Below are 16,911 nucleotides of genomic sequence, written 5' to 3' on the forward strand. Positions count from 1 at the left end.
CGTCCTCATAAACTTTTTGTCTAGTGTCCTATTTGCTATTGCAATCAACCAAAAAAATAATCCAGTGATAAGGGGAGGGACGGTGATATTTATTTTTTTGCCCTAAACAGATATAATAAGGAAGACGAAGACTTTAATAGTGGGACCCACGGGTCCTTTTTTTGGTAAAGGAGATCGACCATGAAGAAGCTGTTCTTACTGATTGCCGTCATTACGGCACTTTTCACGGCTGCCTGCGGTAAAAGCGGCAAAGCGGCTGGAACGGACGCACCGGCCCTAAAGGGCCCTGTCACAGCCCAATTTGAGACCAGTCTCGGCAATTTTGAGGTCCGCCTTGCCGTCGAAGGGGCGCCCAAGACCTGTGTCAATTTTGTAAAGCTTGCGGAATCCGGTTTTTACGATGGACTTACCTTCCACCGTGTCATTGATGGCTTCATGATCCAAGGAGGCGATCCCAAAGGCGATGGGACGGGCGGACCGGGCTATACCATTAAAGATGAATTTTCGAAGAACCTGCGTCACGATGGACCGGGAATCTTGTCTATGGCAAACGCGGGCCCTGATACAGGCGGAAGCCAGTTTTTCATTACCTTGGAAAAGACTCCTTGGCTGGATGACCATCATGCTGTCTTTGGCCGCGTCGTCAAGGGCCTTGATGTAGTCCAAAAGATTGGTAAGGTTAAAACGAATGCCAATGACCGGCCGGTGACGCCCGTTGTCATCAAGAAAATCAAGATCGTAAAAGGCTAAGGAGGAAATCGGGTTGCCAGAAACGCTGGAAAAGAAGCTGACCTTTAAGGACAATCGGGAAATGGTGGCTGTCCTGGGAAAAAATGATGAATACCTGAAACTGATGCTGGATCCGGAATGCCGGATCATTCCCCGGGGCAATGAACTGCTCCTTACCGGGACGGAAGCAGCCCTCAGGCGGATGGAACGGGCCTTTTCGGAACTGCTCTATCTCTATCGTCAGGGACTGCCCATTACGACCCATGATGTGACATACACGCTGAAGCTAGTTCGTGACGGCAAGGAAGAGGCCTTGCATCAGCTCCATACGGATACGGTCATTACGACCTACCGGGGAAAGCAGGTAAAGGCCAAGACTTTGGGCCAATGGCAGTACCTCAAGACCATTGGGGAAAACCAGATGACCATTGCCGTTGGACCGGCGGGCACGGGCAAGACTTACCTTGCCGTGGCTATGGCAGTCAAGGCCCTTAAAAACCACGAAGTGGAGCGGATCATCCTCACGCGACCGGCGGTGGAAGCTGGGGAAAAGTTGGGTTTTCTGCCTGGGGACCTGCAGGAAAAGGTGGACCCATACCTGCGTCCCCTTTATGATGCCCTTTACGAAATGCTCGGCATGGAATCCTTCCAGAAATACCTGACCCGGGGAACCATTGAAGTGGCGCCCCTTGCCTATATGCGCGGACGGACCTTGAGCGATGCCTTCATCATTATCGATGAGGCCCAAAATACGACGGCTGAACAGATGCGGATGGCTCTTACCCGTTTTGGTTTTGGCTCCAAGCTCGTTGTGACCGGTGATGATTCCCAGGTGGACCTGCCGCCGGGCAAGGAGTCCGGACTCACCAATGCCGCCCATGTTCTTCAGGCAATCCCAGGCATTGGCATTGTCCACTTTACAGACGGCGATGTCATCCGGCATGAAATCGTGGCGGCCATCATCCGGGCGTACAAGAAATACGATGATGCCAAAAAGAAAGGAAGGGACGGCTATGATCGTCACACTCGAAAATAATCAGGAAAAGGTTATCATTCCTGAAGAACTGGAAGCGGACCTGACCAAGGCCATGAATGTTGTTGCAGAGCTGGAAGGCCTGTCTCCACAGACGGAAGTGGATATTACCCTTGTCGATGATGCTGCAATCCACGAACTCAACCGCACCTACCGCGGCATTGATCGGCCGACGGATGTGCTTTCCTTTGCCCTTGACGAAGGGGAAGAGGAACCGGAAGTGGACGATGACGAGATCGAGCATCTTTTGGGTGATGTCATCATTTCCGCTCCGACAGCGGTCCGCCAAGGTGAGGAATATGGGCACGGACTCGAACGGGAAATGACCTATCTGGCTGTTCATGGCATGCTCCATCTCCTGGGATACGATCACATGGAAGAAAAGGACAAGCTTATTATGCGCAAACGGGAGGAAGAAGTCCTGCGCAGGCTCGACCTTGCCGAGGAAAACTTTGGAGGCTGACGATGGACCGGATTCTTTTTGAAGCGGCAAAAGCGGCACGGAAAAATGCCTATGTCCCGTATTCCCACTTTGCCGTGGGAGCGGCAGTCAGGACGAAGGACGGCCGCATCTTTACGGGCTGCAATATCGAAAATGCATCCTACGGACTGACGGTCTGCGCCGAACGAAATGCCATCTTTGCAGCCGTAAAAGAAGGCGTGCGCGACTTTGAGACCCTGCTCGTGACGGCTGATACGGAGGGACCTGTTTCCCCCTGCGGGGCCTGCCGCCAGGTCATGGCTGAATTTAGGATTTCCCATATTGAACTGACAAACCTCAAGGGGCTCAGCAAGTGCCTGAGCCTTGAAGAACTCCTGCCTTACGGCTTTACTCTAAAAGAAAAGGAATAAGCATCATGCAAGTACAGCAGCAAGAACATCGGGCCGGCTATATCGCCGTTATTGGACGCCCCAATGCGGGCAAGTCGACCCTCATTGATAAACTGATCGGGGAAAAGGCCGCCATTGTGTCAGACCGTCCCCAAACGACACGCAATCGCATCCTCTGCATTCTATCGACGGAAAAGGCCCAGCTCATTTTCCTTGATACGCCAGGACTCCATAAACCTATGGACAAATTGGGGGAGCATATGGTCAAAGCCGCCGAGGACGCCTTAAAGGATGTCGACGCCGTGCTCTATGTCGTTGACGCCACGGAAAAACGGGGTAAAGGGGAGACTTATATCCTGGAACGGCTCAAAAAGGTCCAGGTTCCGGTCATACTTGTCCTCAACAAGGTGGATCTCATTGATCGGAAAGAACACCTTCTGCCGCGCATCGACGCTTTTCAAAAGGCCTATCCCTTTCATGGCATCATGACCCTATCTGCTTTGGAAGATACGGATTTTACGCCGCTTCTCGATGAGTTGACAGGCCTCATGCCGGAAGGCCCCAGCTTTTATCCGGAAGATCTTTACACGGACCAGACGGAACGGGTCATGGCCAGCGAAATCATCCGGGAAAAGATTCTGCGCCTCACTCACGATGAAGTGCCCCATGCCGTTGCCGTCAAGGTAAATGAAATGAAGACCCGTGATAATGGGATGGTTTATGTGCGGGCCGATATCTATGTGGAACGGGATTCCCAAAAAGGAATCCTTATTGGGCGCAAGGGACAGATGCTCAAGCAGATCAGCCAAGAAGCCCGCAAGGACATCGAGGACCTTGTCGGCAGTCGGGTCTATCTTGAAATCTGGGTTAAGGTACGTCCTAAATGGCGGGAAAAGGAAACCGAGCTGCGGCAGCTTGGGCTGAGCTCCGATCATACGGCATATTGACCATGCAGCGGCACCTATTGTATAATGAAAATTAACATTGACAGCCAAAAAGTGCCGAAAAATGGCACACTGTGATTCGTTGAAGTGGCGCTGTGGTTCCGAGATGGTTCTTTGCCGAAAGATCACAGGCCTTGGAAAAAAGGAGAGATGACTTATCGACGCGGGTCCTGCGCTTGGACGCATATTGAAACCGATTGTATATCCTTTTGCTTATCTTTTTTGGCATGTGGGCCGCAGCCTTTATCGCTTCATGGGCATCCAGCCCTATGATCCTGATATGAGCCGTTCGGAAGATGATATTCGGCGGATGGTCAGTGACAGCGAAAAAGGCGGGGAAATCGATCCCGTAGAAAGCCGCCTAATTGATAATGTCTTTGATTTTGCCGACCGGGTTGCCCGGGAGGTCATGGTTCCCCGGCAGGATATGATCTGCCTGTTTGTGGAAGATTCCTTGGAAGAAAACCTGAAGGTTGTCCATGATTCCGGTCACACCCGCTATCCGCTTTGCGAGGAAGACCGAGATCATATCCTGGGAATGATCCATATCCGGGAACTCATGAACCTTGACCAACAAGATCCCCACGCAGACCTAAAGTCTATCATGAGGGAAATTGACGTGGTGCCTGAAAGCATGTCCATTGTGAAGATCCTCCAGCTCATGCAGCACAAACATGTCCAGATGGTGGCCGTTGCTGATGAATATGGCGGGACAGCGGGCCTTGTCACCATGGAAGACCTCTTGGAGGAAATCGTTGGTGATATCCAGGATGAGCACGATACGGAAATGCCGGAAATCAACAAGATGCCTGATGGGTCCTATGTGTTTGACGGCTTGGTCCTTTTGGACGAAGTATCAGAGACGATGGGTATCCAGTTTGATGACCCTGAGGAAGATACCATTGGCGGTTATGTCTTTGGCCTCATCGGACGTCAGCCTGTTGTGGGAGATACCGTCGATGAGCGGGGCAATCGTTTTGAAGTGCTTGATTCATCCGGATTCCGTGTCCTTCGGGTCCGTGTCATCCCCCTGAAGAAAGACAAAAAGGAAGAGACAGTCCATGACGAGTGAAGCCTTTCAGGATGAAGCGGTCATATTGGAAGTAAGGAATTGGCAGACTGCGGATAAGTACGCAGTCTGCTTTTGTCGTCATCATGGGAAAGTGCCCTTTATCGCCTATGGAGCAGCCTATCCCAAGAGTACGAGCGGTCGGATTGTCCAGCCTTTTGCCCAGCTGCGCGTGACCCTCATGCCGGGCCGCAAGGTGGCGACCCTTCGCAGCTGTGAGTTTATGAACCTGCCCAATGCCATGGATATTGAAGGCATGGCTTATGGTGCCATCATAGCCGAGGCCGTGATGCAGCTGTTTGAAGAGGAAGAACCGCTGGAAGAGGCCTTTTTCCTCATTTGTCAGGCTTTTACCCTCTTTTCAAACCATAATAAGCGGCTCGTAACGGACAGCACCCTCTTTAAACTTCTGGCCCTTTGTGGTTTCGAACCGGTTCTTGACTATTGTACAACCTGCGGAAAACCCATGGAAGAAGACGGTTATTTCAGTCCCGTCCAAGGCGGTTTTCTCTGCAGGGACTGTGCCTTGGACCATGATCTGCCCCTTACGGTTAAGGCAAAGGCGCTCCTGCAGCATCTCCTGACCCTTGATTTTGAGACCCCCGAACCTTTTACGGTACGGGGAAAGGAGCTGATGGAAGTGGAAAAGATTCTCTATCGGTTCCTGACTTTTCAAACGGACCGGCCGCTTAAGAGCCTCCAATTTCTGACGCAGCTTGGCAAGGGGGCCCTATGAACCGGTGGATCTATGGACTTCATAGGGTTTGGGCGCGTGCCCGCAAAAAGGAACCCCTCTTTCTGGCGGCCGCTGCCCTGCTGCTCTTTTTTCTCAATGAGCCTTGGGTGCTTTGGGGCGGTCTCCTTCTTGGCGCCCTTGATGCTTATCAGTTGGACCTAGAAAAAAGGCTGGGCGCCCCCTCAATCCTTGGCAGAGCGCTTGGCATGCTCCTTACGGCGCTTTTTGTATCCCCTCACAGCTATCCCTTGGCCCTTCCTGGTGCCGTTTTTTGGATGCTGATCTTTATCCTGTGGGGCGCTTATCTTCTTTTTTGGGAAAGCAGGGAATTGGCCAAGCGGGGGCCTTCTATCCTTTTTCCCTTCTTTTTGGGAACAGCCCTTTTTCTTAACCAACTTGACGCGGATGGGGGCGCTTTTGAGGCGGCCCTTCTTATGGGCGGCTATGGTTTATTTCGGGCCCTTTGGGAAATGAAAAAGGCGGTCCAAAGGAAATGCCGCCTGCTGTTTCTCTTTTATTTTGCTTCAATAGGCCTTATCCTTGGCCTTTTCTATGTATCCTTTATCTGGATGGCGGGAGATCCCATTTATCTTCTTCTTTGGCTCTTTGCCCTAGGGACCCTTTACTGGATCTTTCCCTCCTTATGAGTGAATGGAGGAATCTCATGAAACTTGTCACTTGGAATGTCAACGGACTTCGGGCCTGTATGAATAAAGGTTTTAAGGAGTCCATGGAAAAACTGGACGCCGATATCATTTGTATCCAGGAAACGAAGATGCAGCGGGAACAGGCCAGTTTTGATTTTCCCGGTTATTATGAATATTGGAACAGTGCCGTTAAAAAAGGCTACTCCGGAACGGCCATCTTTTCCCGTATCAAGCCCCTTTCCGTGACCTATGGACTGGGCATCGAGGAACATGACCAGGAAGGCCGTGTCATTACAGCGGAGTATGACGGTTTTTACCTTGTCAATGTCTACACGCCCAATTCGCAGCGCGAGCTGGCCCGCCTGAGCTACCGCATGACTTGGGAAGATGCGTTCCAGGCGTACTGCGAGGCCCTTTCACAGAAGAAAGTAACCATCGTCTGCGGGGACATGAATGTGGCCCATGAACCCATTGACCTCAAGAACCCTGATTCCAATCATCACAATGCCGGCTTTTCTGACGAGGAGCGGCAAAAGCTTGATGCGTTCCTTGCCCGGGGATTCGTTGACTCCTTCCGTATGCTCTATCCTGATCGGGAAGGGGCCTATACCTGGTGGTCCTATATGTTCAAGGCCCGCGAACGGAACGCGGGGTGGCGCATTGACTATTTCCTTGTTTCGGAAGCGGGTCGTGACAAGATCCGGGATGTAACCATCATGAACGAGATTATGGGCAGTGATCACTGTCCTGTTGTCCTGGAGTATGGGGTATAACTGCTGCCAAAAGGGAGGGATAGGACGTGAAGGGCGCCTTTATTGGAGATATTGTAGGATCCCGTTTTGAGTGGACTGGATTTCGGGAAAAGGAATTCGACTTGTTTGCCAAAGGATGCCGCGTGACGGATGACTCCCTTATGACGGCTGCCGTGGCAGAAGCCTTCCTGACGATGCGGGAAGCAGACCTTCCAGAAACAGAAAGCGTATTGGGTCCTCTTCTTTGCGAAAGGATGCGTAAGTTGGGGCGCACATATCCAGATGCTGGGTATGGACAGAAATTTAAGGCGTGGCTTATGGATGAGACCATGGGACCTTATGGCAGCTGTGGAAATGGGGCGGCCATGCGCGTTTCTCCGGCTGGCTGGTTTGCCTATACCTTGGCGGAAGCGGAGGAACTGGCCCTTATTTCCTGCCGTGTGAGCCATAATGAAAAAAGTGCGGAAAAGGCGGCCCAAGCCGTTTCAGGAGCGATTTTCCTTGCCCGCTCGGGAGCCAGGAAGGACGTGATCCGTACCTATCTGGGGCGTTTTTATGACCTTTCGGAACCTTTTGACGAGCTTAGAAGCCATTACGAAGGGAATGCAACTTGCGACGGATCCGTGCCCCAGGCCCTGACGGCTTTTTTGGCATCGGACAGTTTTGAGGATGCCCTAAGGCGCGCTGTCAGTCTCGGTGGCGATACAGATACCCTTGCCGCCATCAGCGGAAGCCTTGCAGAACCTTATTTTGGCATTCCTGCCTCCATCTATAAAGCCGCGGAAGGGTATTTTACAGAGGAAATGAAAGCCGTCCTGCAGCGTTTTGACGCACTTTGCGCAAAGGAGAAGGACTAGCATGGAATATTGGGATATCTATAACGAGAAAAAAGAACGCACAGGCCGCACCATGATGCGCAATGATTGGCATATGAAACCGGGCGACTATCACTTGACGGTCCTTGCCCTCATTGTGAATGAAAAGGGACACATCCTGCTTACCCAGCGTCAGCTTGATAAGCAGTGGGCTCCAGGGAAATGGGAGATCCCCGGCGGCGGTGTCAAGGCAGGCGAAACGTCACTGGAAGCGGTCCTGCGGGAAACGCGGGAAGAAACAGGTCTTGTGCCGGATAAAGAGGCGGTCCGCCTCGTCCATACGTACCGCAATGATTCCCCAAAAGAACAGAACAACTACTTTGTCGACATCTATGAAGTGCGCCTTCCCTTTACGGAAGAAGCGGTTACGATCCAACAAGCGGAGGTCAAAGGGTTTGCCCTTCTGAGTCCCCAAGAGGTCAGGGCCCTTGGCGAAAGCGGGAAAATCCTCCATTATGCCCATTTTGCGGATTTATTTTAGGAGGCGTCCCCAGCCATGCTTGAAAATGCCATTTTATTGATTTTTTCCTTGCTTCTTTTAGGCAGTGTTTTTACCGGGATTCCCATTTTGGCCGCTCTTTTTGCTGGGCTCTTGCTCTTTAGCGGCTATGCCCGTTACCAGGGATTTTCCTTCAAGGAAATCTTTGGCATGTGGGCCGCTGGCGTGAAGACCATCCGCAATATCCTCATGACCTTTGTCATCATTGGCTTTTTGACAGGGCTTTGGCGGGCTGGCGGGACCATCCCGACCATTGTCTATTATGCGTCCGGCGTTATCGACCCGGCGCTCATCGTCCTCCTTACCTTTGTCCTTAACTGTCTCCTGTCCTTTCTTATGGGAACGAGCTTTGGGACAGCGGCAACGATGGGGCTCATCTCCATGACCATTGCAGCAGCCTTGGGGGCACCCAAGGCGCTCATTGGCGGGGCCGTCCTGTCGGGAATCTACTTTGGGGACCGCTGCTCACCTGTATCGACAAGCGCGCTCCTTACGGCAGACCTGACGGGAACGAACCTTTATGACAACATCCAGGGCATGATGAAAAGTGCCTTGGTGCCCTTTCTCCTTTCCCTTGTGTTCTATGGCCTCATGGGCGGGGGAGAAGGCACGGCGGAGACGGCAAGCGCCGTGAAGCATCTTTTTGCGTCCCATTTTGACGTATCCTATGCCATGCTCATCCCGGCAGCAAGCATCCTTATTTTGGCTTTTTTCCGCGTGGCTGTGAAAAAGACCCTTTTTGTGAGCGTTGTCTTAAGTTTCCTCTGCGCTTATGTCTATCAGGGCCTTTCCCTTCCCGCCATCTTTCACGTCATGTTCTTTGGCTTTATCTCCTCGGACCCTCAGCTCAATGCCATGCTCCGCGGCGGGGGCCTTCTTTCCATGGCGAGTACGACGGGCATCGTCATGATCGGGTCCTGTTACTCCGGCATTTTCAGCAAGACGGGGCTGCTCCGAAATATTGAATCGGTCCTTCTTGCCCTGACAAAGCGCTTCTTTCCTTTTGCCGGCGTCTTTGGCGCGGCGGCAATCAGTTCCCTCATTGGGTCGAACCAAACCCTTGCCATCATCATGACGCGCGACCTTTCCCGCAAGATCATGCCCGACGGCAAGGAACTTGCCCTTGCCATTGAAGATACGGCCGTTGTCATGAGCGCCCTGGTGCCTTGGTGCATTGCCGGCGCTGTGCCTTTGGCTTTTATCGGCGCGCCCATTTCAAGTATGCTCTTTGCCTTTTATCTATATGCCCTGCCTTTATGGCGCCTTGGAAAGGCAGCCTTTGCGGCGCGGCAGGGCGCATAAGAAACCTTGGGAAAATAAAAAACTGCCCCCGCAAGGGCAGTTTTTTTATGTCTTGTCCTAGGCCTGCGTCTTCCTGCGGCCGCTCCCAATAAAACCGATGAGAGCAAGGAGAAAGAAGACGAGGCTTGTTGCCTGGGCCGATTTGAGGCCAAAGAGGAAAGGCTCCACATAATCGCCGCGGAGGAATTCAAGGAAAAAGCGCAGCGCCGAATAGAGCATGACGTAGACAAAGCAGCACTGACCCCGTTTGTAGGGTCGGGACTGGAACATGAGCAGCAGGGCGAAAAGGATGATGTCAATCTGTCCTTCCCAAACTTCTGCCGGCCACAGGGGCGCGTTTCCATAGGTGCTGCGGGCCAGGGTCCCAACGGGATAGAGAATGCCGAAATCGCCGCCAGTGGGCGCGCCGAAAGCATCGCCGTTTAAGAGATTTGCCATGCGCCCGATGGACTGGCCGATGAATAGGGCCGGGGAAACAACGTCCAGCATATCGATCCAATTGATTTTGTGGGCTCTGCAGTAGAGGGCCCCGGCGAGAATACCGCCGACGATGCCGCCTTGGATGGCCATACCGCCCTGCCAGACAAAGAAAATCTCTGACAGGTGGTCACTGTAGTAGGCCCAGTCAAAAAAGAACACATCCCAGAGGCGAGCGCCGACAATGCCGGCAAAACCGCCATAAATCCCGATGTCGGGCAGGTACTTTTCCCAGCCCCGTCCATCCTTATAGGCAAGGAAATAAGCCGTTCCCGTTGCCATGAAGATGGCCGTGCAGAGCATGAGACCATACATGCGGATGGGAAAATTGCCGATAAAAAAGAGATATTGATGCACAGGAAATCCTTTCTCCGGTCAGTCAAGGATCTTGACCGGACAAAAATCAATGTAATCAGACGCGACGAGGCGGTACTGCGTGCCATCCCGGAGGCCTTGGAAAAGGTTCAGGAAATGGGCGGCGTCACCGTGGACGTGGCCGTAGATGCAGGCCGTAACTTCGTAGTCCCGGCAGAGCTCGGTAAAGCCTGTCACTTCTTCCGGCTCGTATAGGGGCGGGTAGTGGAGGGCCGCAATGATCCGTTTGGCACCGGACGCCTTGGCTTCTTTAAGGGAATGCTCGAGGCGCTGAACCTCACGTTTATAAAGGAGGTCATCGTGATCCGTAAATTCCGGCATGGAGGGAAGGTTCCATCCCCTGGTGCCGCAGATGGCCGTGTCCTTTTCGACGACGCAGCTATTATGGAGAAATTGGAAGCTGCCCTTAAAGGCTTGTTCCATCTTGCGCATGCTGGACCACCAATAATCGTGGTTCCCCTTGAGGACGATCTTCTTTCCTGGAAGTGTGGAAAGCATGGAAAAATCTTTTTCGATGGCATCGGCTAGGTCCATGGACCACGACGTATCACCGCAAAGAATGATCGTATCGTCAGCGCCAATGGCTTTTTTCCAGTGCTCGATGATTTTTTCCCGATGGCCTTTCCACTGCGGGCCGAAGACGTCCATGGGTTTTGTCGGGGGAGCCCCGGATAGATGCAGGTCTCCAATTGCATAAAAGGCCATGAATGGTGCTCCTTCCTGCGTTGACTTTATGAGGCGTCAACTATATAATAAATCTATTGCAGTGAATGGCAATCTATCCTGCAAAAAGTCCCCTTCTAGCGCTATAGGCGGTGGGATGGATGGCAGGTCTTTCCAAGGGGTCGGTGCCCTTGGAAAACAATTGTTTCACTGCGGAAATTCCGTGGGCCGCACGGAAATCTATGCTTGTGGAGAGTGTGCAAGTCATCGCGGCTTTTTTCAAGTCAGCGGTGCCGTTCTCGTTGAAGCAGGAAGCACCCGCCTCTATCCGGCGGGGGTACGTTCACTTCCTTCAATACTACTATGTTACAGAATCGGATGCCGTATTGCAAGGGATTTCACTTATGTTTCCAAAATAGGGAGGCCAAGCCATGATCAGTGAAAAGTATGAACCCCATAAGGCGGAAGCCAAATGGCAAAAGTATTGGGAGGACCATCATACCTACAAGGTCAGCAATGATGATCCCCGCCCCAAATATTACGTCCTTGAGATGTTCCCGTATCCTTCGGGAAACCTCCATATGGGGCACGTACGGAACTATTCCATCGGCGATGTAGTCGCCCGTTTCCGCACCATGCGCGGCTACAACGTCCTTCATCCCATGGGTTTTGACTCCTTTGGCATGCCTGCGGAAAACGCCGCCATCAAACATAACATTCCGCCGGCCAAATGGACTCTTGAAAACATTGCCAACATGGAGGATCAGCAAAAACGCATGGGTCTTTCCTATGATTGGGATCGTGAAGTCAAGACTTGTATGGAAGATTACTACAAGTGGACCCAGTGGTTCTTTGAACTCATGTATAAACGCGGTCTGGCCGTCAAGAAAACAGCCCCGGTCAACTGGTGCGAAAAATGCAATACCGTCCTTGCCAACGAACAGGTCATTGATGGGAAATGCTGGCGCTGTGATACACCGGTCATCAAAAAGGACCTGTCCCAGTGGTTCTTTAAGATTACCGATTATGCCGATGAACTCCTGAAGGACCTTGACCTCTTGAAGGGCTGGCCTGAACCGGTCAAAACCATGCAGCGCAACTGGATTGGCCGCAGTGAAGGACTGGAATTCAGCTTTGACTGCCCGGACCTTGGAACCAAGCTCCCGGTCTATACGACCCGTCCCGATACGATCTATGGCGTCACCTTCGTCGTTATCCCGCCGGAGCATCCCCTTGTTGCCAAGATCCTTGAAAATAACCCCAAACGGGCTGAACTCGAAGCCTTCTGCGACAAGGTCCGCAATACATCGGATATTGAGCGGACCAGTGCTGAGTCGGAAAAAGTGGGCATGTACACGGGCTGCGACTGTGTCCATCCCCTGACGGGACATAAGGTGGAAATCTGGATTACGAACTATGTCCTTTTTGACTACGGCACGGGCGCTGTCATGGGGGTACCGAGCGGGGACCATCGTGACTGGATGTTTGCCACGAAGTACGGGATCAAGAAAATCCTCACCCTCCAGCCAAAGGATAAGGAACTGAAGCTTGAGGAAATGGATGATGCCTATACAGAAAAAGACGGTGTCTTGGTTAATTCCGGGCCCTTCACAGGGATGGAAATGCATAAAGCCATGGGGGCCATCATGGACTACATGGAAGAAAAGGGCCTGGGCAAACGGCGCGTCAATTATCGTCTTCGCGACTGGCTGATCAGCCGTCAGCGCTATTGGGGCGCACCCATTCCGGTCATCAACTGCCCGAAATGCGGCGAAGTCCTCGTTCCGGAAAAGGACCTGCCCGTGAAGCTGCCGACAGACGTCAAGTTTACGGCCGGCGCCAAGAGCCCCCTTGCTACGAGTGAGTCTTTCGTGCACTGTACCTGCCCAAAATGCGGCGGTTCGGCAACACGTGAACTCGATACGATGGATACTTTCGTCTGCTCGAGCTGGTACTATTTGCGCTATACCGATCCCCACAATGATGAGGCCCCTTTCAGCCATGAAGCGGTCGATCATTGGATGAGCGTGGATCAATATATCGGCGGTATTGAACATGCCATCCTCCATCTGCTTTACTCCCGCTTCTTTGTGAAGGTCCTGCGGGACGCCGGTCTTGTCAAGGTTGACGAACCCTTCGCAAACCTCCTGACCCAAGGAATGGTCATCAAGGACGGGGCCAAGATGAGTAAGTCCCTGGGAAATGTCGTTTCCCCGGAAGAAATCATTGGCAAGTATGGCGCCGATACGGCCCGTCTGTTCATCATGTTTGCCGCTCCTGTGGAACGGGAACTGGAATGGAGTGACCAGGGTGTTGAAGGGTCCTTCCGCTTCCTGAACCGTGTATGGCGTATTGTCTACCACTTCCAGGATGAACTCCAGAAACAGGTCAAGACCTATGATGTGAAGGAACTGGATGAAGCAGGGCGGGAAATGCGCCATATCCTCCACGTGAGCCTGAAGAAGATCACAGAGGACCTGGACAGCCGCTTTAACTTCAATACCGCCATCAGTACCATGATGGAACTGGTCAATGCCCTTTACGCCTATAAGGATAAGGCCAAGAAAGTACATCCGGGTCTCATCTGGGAAGTCATTACGGATCTGCTCCTTGTAATGGCCCCCTTCGTTCCGCATATTACGGAAGAACTCTGGCACGGCACCATCAATGATTCGGAAAGCATCCATAAGCAGGCTTGGCCGAAGTATGATGAAGAAGCCATCAAGGTCGACGAAGTAGAGGTCCTTGTTGAAGTCAACGGCAAGCCAAAGGACCGTATCATGGTCGATCCGGAAATGGATAAGGAGGCCTTGGGCAAGGTCGCCTTGGAAAGCCAGGCTGTCAAGGAGGCCATCGGCAGCGGCAAGGTTATCCGCGTCATTGCTGTCCCGGGCCGTCTGGTCAACATTGTGGTAAAACCGTAAGGCGTTTTACTGAAATAAGGATGCCCTTTTAGACGAAAATAGTCGTTCAAAAGCAGGTTATCACCCCTTCGCGGGGAGATGACCTGCTTTTTTTTTGAAAAGGAGGTCGCACCATGAACCTATGGAACCGCAGGAAGGCAGCTGTCATCTTCGTCCTCATGGTCCTTATTGTAGGAGCTGCCCTCTACTGGGAAGAGACGCCGCAGCAGGGAAAAATTCCGCTGGATCCTGAGGCGGTCATGACAAAGCAGCGGGAGCAGAAAGCGCGCCCCAGTCTTCATGTCTATGTCAGCGGTGCCGTCATGTACCCTGGCCTTTATGACCTTGCCCCGGGCCTGCGCTATGCCGACGCCATTTACAAGGCTGGCGGCATGACGGATGAGGCCGATGAAACGAGGGTAAACTTGGCGAAAAAAATCAAGGATGGCTGTCAGGTGAACGTCCCGCTGCGGAAGAATCGGCGTCCTGCAGCAGGAAAGGCTCCGCCTTCTGCAGGCGTCCTGCCTGCTCGGGAAAAAGGAAGACGGAAAGAACAAGGCGCCGCTAGGACCCCAAAGATCAATCCAAATGAGGCACCCCAGGAAGAACTGGAACGCCTTCCCGGAATCGGCCCCGAGACGGCGCGGCGCATCATATCAGAAAGGAACGCCGCCCCTTTCCGGTCCGTAGATGACCTGCTGCGCGTCAAGGGCATCGGCCCCAAAACGCTTTCCCGTTTCCGGGAGCTTGTGGAGGTCCTTCCATGACGCCCCTTTCCTGGGCTGGATTGGGCTTTAGTCTGGGCACGCTGTGGGGGATTTCGGCCCAGCCTTCCAGATGGCTTGTTTGGGGATTGCTAGGGGTCAGCCTACTTGTTGCTCTATTCTGGAAGGAAGGGAAAAAAGGGGGCGTCCTCGTCTTCTTTCTGCTGCCGGCCCTGTTCATAGGGGCCCTTTCCGGCCGGCATCGGCAAAGTGCGGCAAGCCGCATGGCTCCTTTTTTGGGGAAACCCGTAAGGCTTACGGGGCGGCTTGAGCCAGGTTCCCTGCGCGTTCGGAATCAATCCGTTTCTTTTACGCTCCTTTATGAAGGCATGCGCATCCCCGTTCTTCATTTGGGCGCCCTTCCTGGACCTTTATGGGGGAGCTACACGGCAGAAGGCCGTCTGGAACCGATGGAGACGTTCTATAATCCTGGGATGGCGGATGAAAAAAAGCGCAGTGCCGCCCGAAAGATTCCGGGAAGGCTAATGACCCAAAAGGGCGGTCTGCACTATGAAGGGGGAGAAAAAGATAGCCTCGACCGGATCGCCGCATTGGGCAGCGCCGTAAGAAAGCGGCTTTCAGAGGCCCTTCCTCCGCGGGAGGCCGCGCTCCTTGGGGGCATGCTCCTTGGCGGCAGTGAGGGGATGGACGCCCCGTCACTCCAGATCTTTACGGCCTGCGGTCTGTCCCATCTTCTTTCTGTGTCCGGAAGCCATGTGGCACTCCTTGCCAGCCTCTATGTCCTGGTGGCAGGGCATCTTCCGCTGCCGCGCCCTGTCAAACCCTTGGTGGGCATCTTTTTTCTAATCTGCTACGCCATCCTTTGCGGGCTTCGGGCGTCTGTCTGCCGTGCAGTGCTCCTTGGCAGCGGTGTTTTGCTGGGAGAGCTGTTGGGGCGCCGGGCAAGCGGCCCGTCCTTCCTTGGTTTTTCGGCCATCTTGCTCCTGGGCATCCATCCTTTTTGGATCTGGGATATTGGTTTTGCACTCTCCTTTGCGGCAGCAGCCGGACTGATGCTCCTAAGGGACCGGGTGGAAAGAGGGCTTACGCCTTATCTGGGGCAGCGGCTCGGGGCAGCTCTTTCTGTTCCCCTTGCGGCGCATATCTTTTCCCTTCCTTTGCTTGTCCATTATTTCCACGCCGTGAGCCTCCTGTCCCTTCCGGCCAATCTGCTTCTTGTACCGCTTTTGAGTCTTTCCCTCGTTCTTGCCGTATGTGCCGTTTTCGGGGGACTTATCCTGCCCTTTTTGGGAAGGATTCTTTTTGTCATGGCCGGCAGCCTGGTCAGTCTCTCCCTTGACCTGGGGCGCCTGCTTTCAGAAAGTAGGCCCTTCCTGGTCACAACGGGCACCTTGGGCTTTGGAGCGCTTTTTTGCTATGGTCTTTTGCTCAGCTTGCTCCTTGGCAATTTTCCACAGGGCTCCTGTCTCGACCGCTGCCGGCAAAAGGCGGCGCTTGCCTCTGCCTTTTGCCTTGCTGTCCTTTTTCTTTACCCTCGCTTTCAAAAAGTCCCTTTTACGGCTTATTTCCTTGATGTGGGGCAGGGCGACTGCTGCCTTCTTGTTATGCCGGACAGGAAGACCGTACTTATCGATACGGGGGGATTAAACGGACACTATGATATAGGGGAGCGGGTTGTCGTACCCGCGCTCCGGGCCCTTGGCGTAACCCAGATCGACACGATGATCATCAGCCATGGCCATCATGACCATGCTGGCGGGGCCGCTGGAATCGCACGCTGGCTGCCGGTGAAACGGCTGCTCCTTCCGCAGGAAAAAAACAGTGATGATATAGAAAAATTGATATATACCATGAAAAAAACAAATCACAAAATTGTATACAAAATGCAAAAAACAATTCACATCCGCTTTAAATCGCATATAATTAATATCGTAGACGCACCGAAAATGGCAGAGAAAGGAGGCAATGCAAACGAGAGCTCTGCAGTGGTGCTTGTTGCGTGCGGGAAAAGCAAGGTGCTCCTTACCGGGGATGCGACAAGTGAAATCGAACTTGCCGCAGCGGCAGCCCCGATTCGGAGCGATGTGCTGAAGGTTTCCCATCACGGTTCGTCAACTTCTTCGGAAATGGCCTTCCTTAAAGCCGTATCGTCTAAGGTTGCAGTCATTTCCGTTGGCCGGAACAACCGGTTTGGCCATCCCCATGAAACGGTCCTTGAACGCCTGGAATATTTAGGAATTCCCGTGGCAAGAACGGACGAAGGAGGTGCCATCAAGGTTGTTTTTGACGAGACCGGACCGAAGTGGTATAGTTATCGCTGTCAGCGAAACTGTTTCTAGGAGTGATCAAGG

17 protein-coding genes are annotated in these 16,911 nt (G+C 53.0%); 15 read left to right on the forward strand and 2 right to left on the reverse strand.

Annotated elements, in window-relative coordinates; translation table 11 throughout:
• Window positions 1-180 precede the first annotated feature (180 nt).
• The 12 genes from QZQ08_RS04690 (at window position 181) to QZQ08_RS04745 (ending at window position 9,417) form a co-directional block, all read left to right on the forward strand.
• Window positions 181-750, forward strand: coding sequence for a peptidylprolyl isomerase (locus tag QZQ08_RS04690; RefSeq protein WP_296328623.1), 570 nt, complete (start codon window positions 181-183; stop codon window positions 748-750).
• A gap of 13 nt (window positions 751-763) precedes the next feature.
• The gene (locus QZQ08_RS04695) at window positions 764-1,765 is read left to right on the forward strand and encodes a PhoH family protein (RefSeq protein ID WP_296328626.1); all 1,002 of its coding nucleotides are present in this window, start codon (window positions 764-766) and stop codon (window positions 1,763-1,765) included.
• On the forward strand, window positions 1,743-2,225 hold the full coding sequence (ybeY, locus tag QZQ08_RS04700; RefSeq protein ID WP_296328630.1) for an rRNA maturation RNase YbeY: 483 nt from the start codon (window positions 1,743-1,745) through the stop codon (window positions 2,223-2,225). Before QZQ08_RS04695 ends, ybeY begins: the two co-directional genes overlap by 23 nt.
• A 2-nt stretch (window positions 2,226-2,227) precedes the next feature.
• On the forward strand, window positions 2,228-2,614 hold the full coding sequence (locus tag QZQ08_RS04705; protein ID WP_296328633.1) for a cytidine deaminase: 387 nt from the start codon (window positions 2,228-2,230) through the stop codon (window positions 2,612-2,614).
• A 5-nt stretch (window positions 2,615-2,619) separates the two neighbouring features.
• On the forward strand, window positions 2,620-3,540 hold the full coding sequence (era, locus tag QZQ08_RS04710; protein ID WP_296328635.1) for a GTPase Era: 921 nt from the start codon (window positions 2,620-2,622) through the stop codon (window positions 3,538-3,540).
• Between the two features lie 184 nt (window positions 3,541-3,724).
• Window positions 3,725-4,609, forward strand: coding sequence for a hemolysin family protein (locus tag QZQ08_RS04715; protein ID WP_296328638.1), 885 nt, complete (start codon window positions 3,725-3,727; stop codon window positions 4,607-4,609).
• Entirely contained in the window at window positions 4,599-5,342 is a 744-nt protein-coding gene (gene recO, locus QZQ08_RS04720; RefSeq protein WP_296328641.1) for a DNA repair protein RecO, read from the forward strand. The genes QZQ08_RS04715 and recO overlap by 11 nt, the downstream gene beginning before the upstream one ends.
• On the forward strand, window positions 5,339-5,989 hold the full coding sequence (locus QZQ08_RS04725) for a hypothetical protein (protein WP_296328646.1): 651 nt from the start codon (window positions 5,339-5,341) through the stop codon (window positions 5,987-5,989). Before recO ends, QZQ08_RS04725 begins: the two co-directional genes overlap by 4 nt.
• Window positions 5,990-6,006: 17 nt before the next feature.
• On the forward strand, window positions 6,007-6,762 hold the full coding sequence (locus QZQ08_RS04730) for an exodeoxyribonuclease III (RefSeq protein WP_296328649.1): 756 nt from the start codon (window positions 6,007-6,009) through the stop codon (window positions 6,760-6,762).
• 26 nt (window positions 6,763-6,788) lie between these two features.
• On the forward strand, window positions 6,789-7,598 hold the full coding sequence (locus QZQ08_RS04735; protein WP_296328653.1) for an ADP-ribosylglycohydrolase family protein: 810 nt from the start codon (window positions 6,789-6,791) through the stop codon (window positions 7,596-7,598).
• A gap of 1 nt (window position 7,599) precedes the next feature.
• Window positions 7,600-8,097 carry an NUDIX domain-containing protein gene (locus QZQ08_RS04740; protein ID WP_296328656.1) on the forward strand — a complete coding sequence of 166 codons (498 nt, stop codon included), beginning with the start codon at window positions 7,600-7,602 and terminating at the stop codon, window positions 8,095-8,097.
• 15 nt (window positions 8,098-8,112) lie between these two features.
• A complete protein-coding gene (locus QZQ08_RS04745) occupies window positions 8,113-9,417 on the forward strand; it encodes a Na+/H+ antiporter NhaC family protein (RefSeq protein WP_296328659.1) in 1,305 nt (434 codons plus the stop codon).
• A 57-nt stretch (window positions 9,418-9,474) separates the two neighbouring features.
• Here the strand turns inward: QZQ08_RS04745 and lgt are convergent, their stop codons facing one another.
• The gene (gene lgt / locus QZQ08_RS04750; protein WP_296328662.1) at window positions 9,475-10,251 is read right to left on the reverse strand and encodes a prolipoprotein diacylglyceryl transferase; all 777 of its coding nucleotides are present in this window, start codon (window positions 10,249-10,251) and stop codon (window positions 9,475-9,477) included.
• An 18-nt stretch (window positions 10,252-10,269) separates the two neighbouring features.
• Complete coding sequence (locus QZQ08_RS04755; protein WP_296328666.1) at window positions 10,270-10,974, reverse strand: metallophosphoesterase; 705 nt, start codon at window positions 10,972-10,974, stop codon at window positions 10,270-10,272.
• Window positions 10,975-11,363: 389 nt separating this feature from the next.
• Here QZQ08_RS04755 and leuS point away from each other — a divergent pair, with 389 nt between their 5' ends.
• From leuS to QZQ08_RS04770, 3 genes are all read left to right on the forward strand, one after another.
• Window positions 11,364-13,856 carry a leucine--tRNA ligase gene (gene leuS / locus QZQ08_RS04760; RefSeq protein WP_296328669.1) on the forward strand — a complete coding sequence of 831 codons (2,493 nt, stop codon included), beginning with the start codon at window positions 11,364-11,366 and terminating at the stop codon, window positions 13,854-13,856.
• Window positions 13,857-13,969: 113 nt separating this feature from the next.
• Entirely contained in the window at window positions 13,970-14,602 is a 633-nt protein-coding gene (locus tag QZQ08_RS04765) for a ComEA family DNA-binding protein (RefSeq protein WP_296328672.1), read from the forward strand.
• Window positions 14,599-16,899 (forward strand): DNA internalization-related competence protein ComEC/Rec2, encoded by a 2,301-nt coding sequence (locus QZQ08_RS04770; protein WP_296328674.1) that lies wholly within the window; start codon window positions 14,599-14,601, stop codon window positions 16,897-16,899. Before QZQ08_RS04765 ends, QZQ08_RS04770 begins: the two co-directional genes overlap by 4 nt.
• Window positions 16,900-16,911 lie beyond the last annotated feature (12 nt).

It is taken from the genome of uncultured Acidaminococcus sp. (assembly GCA_900538365.1).
GTDB lineage: Bacteria > Bacillota > Negativicutes > Acidaminococcales > Acidaminococcaceae > Acidaminococcus.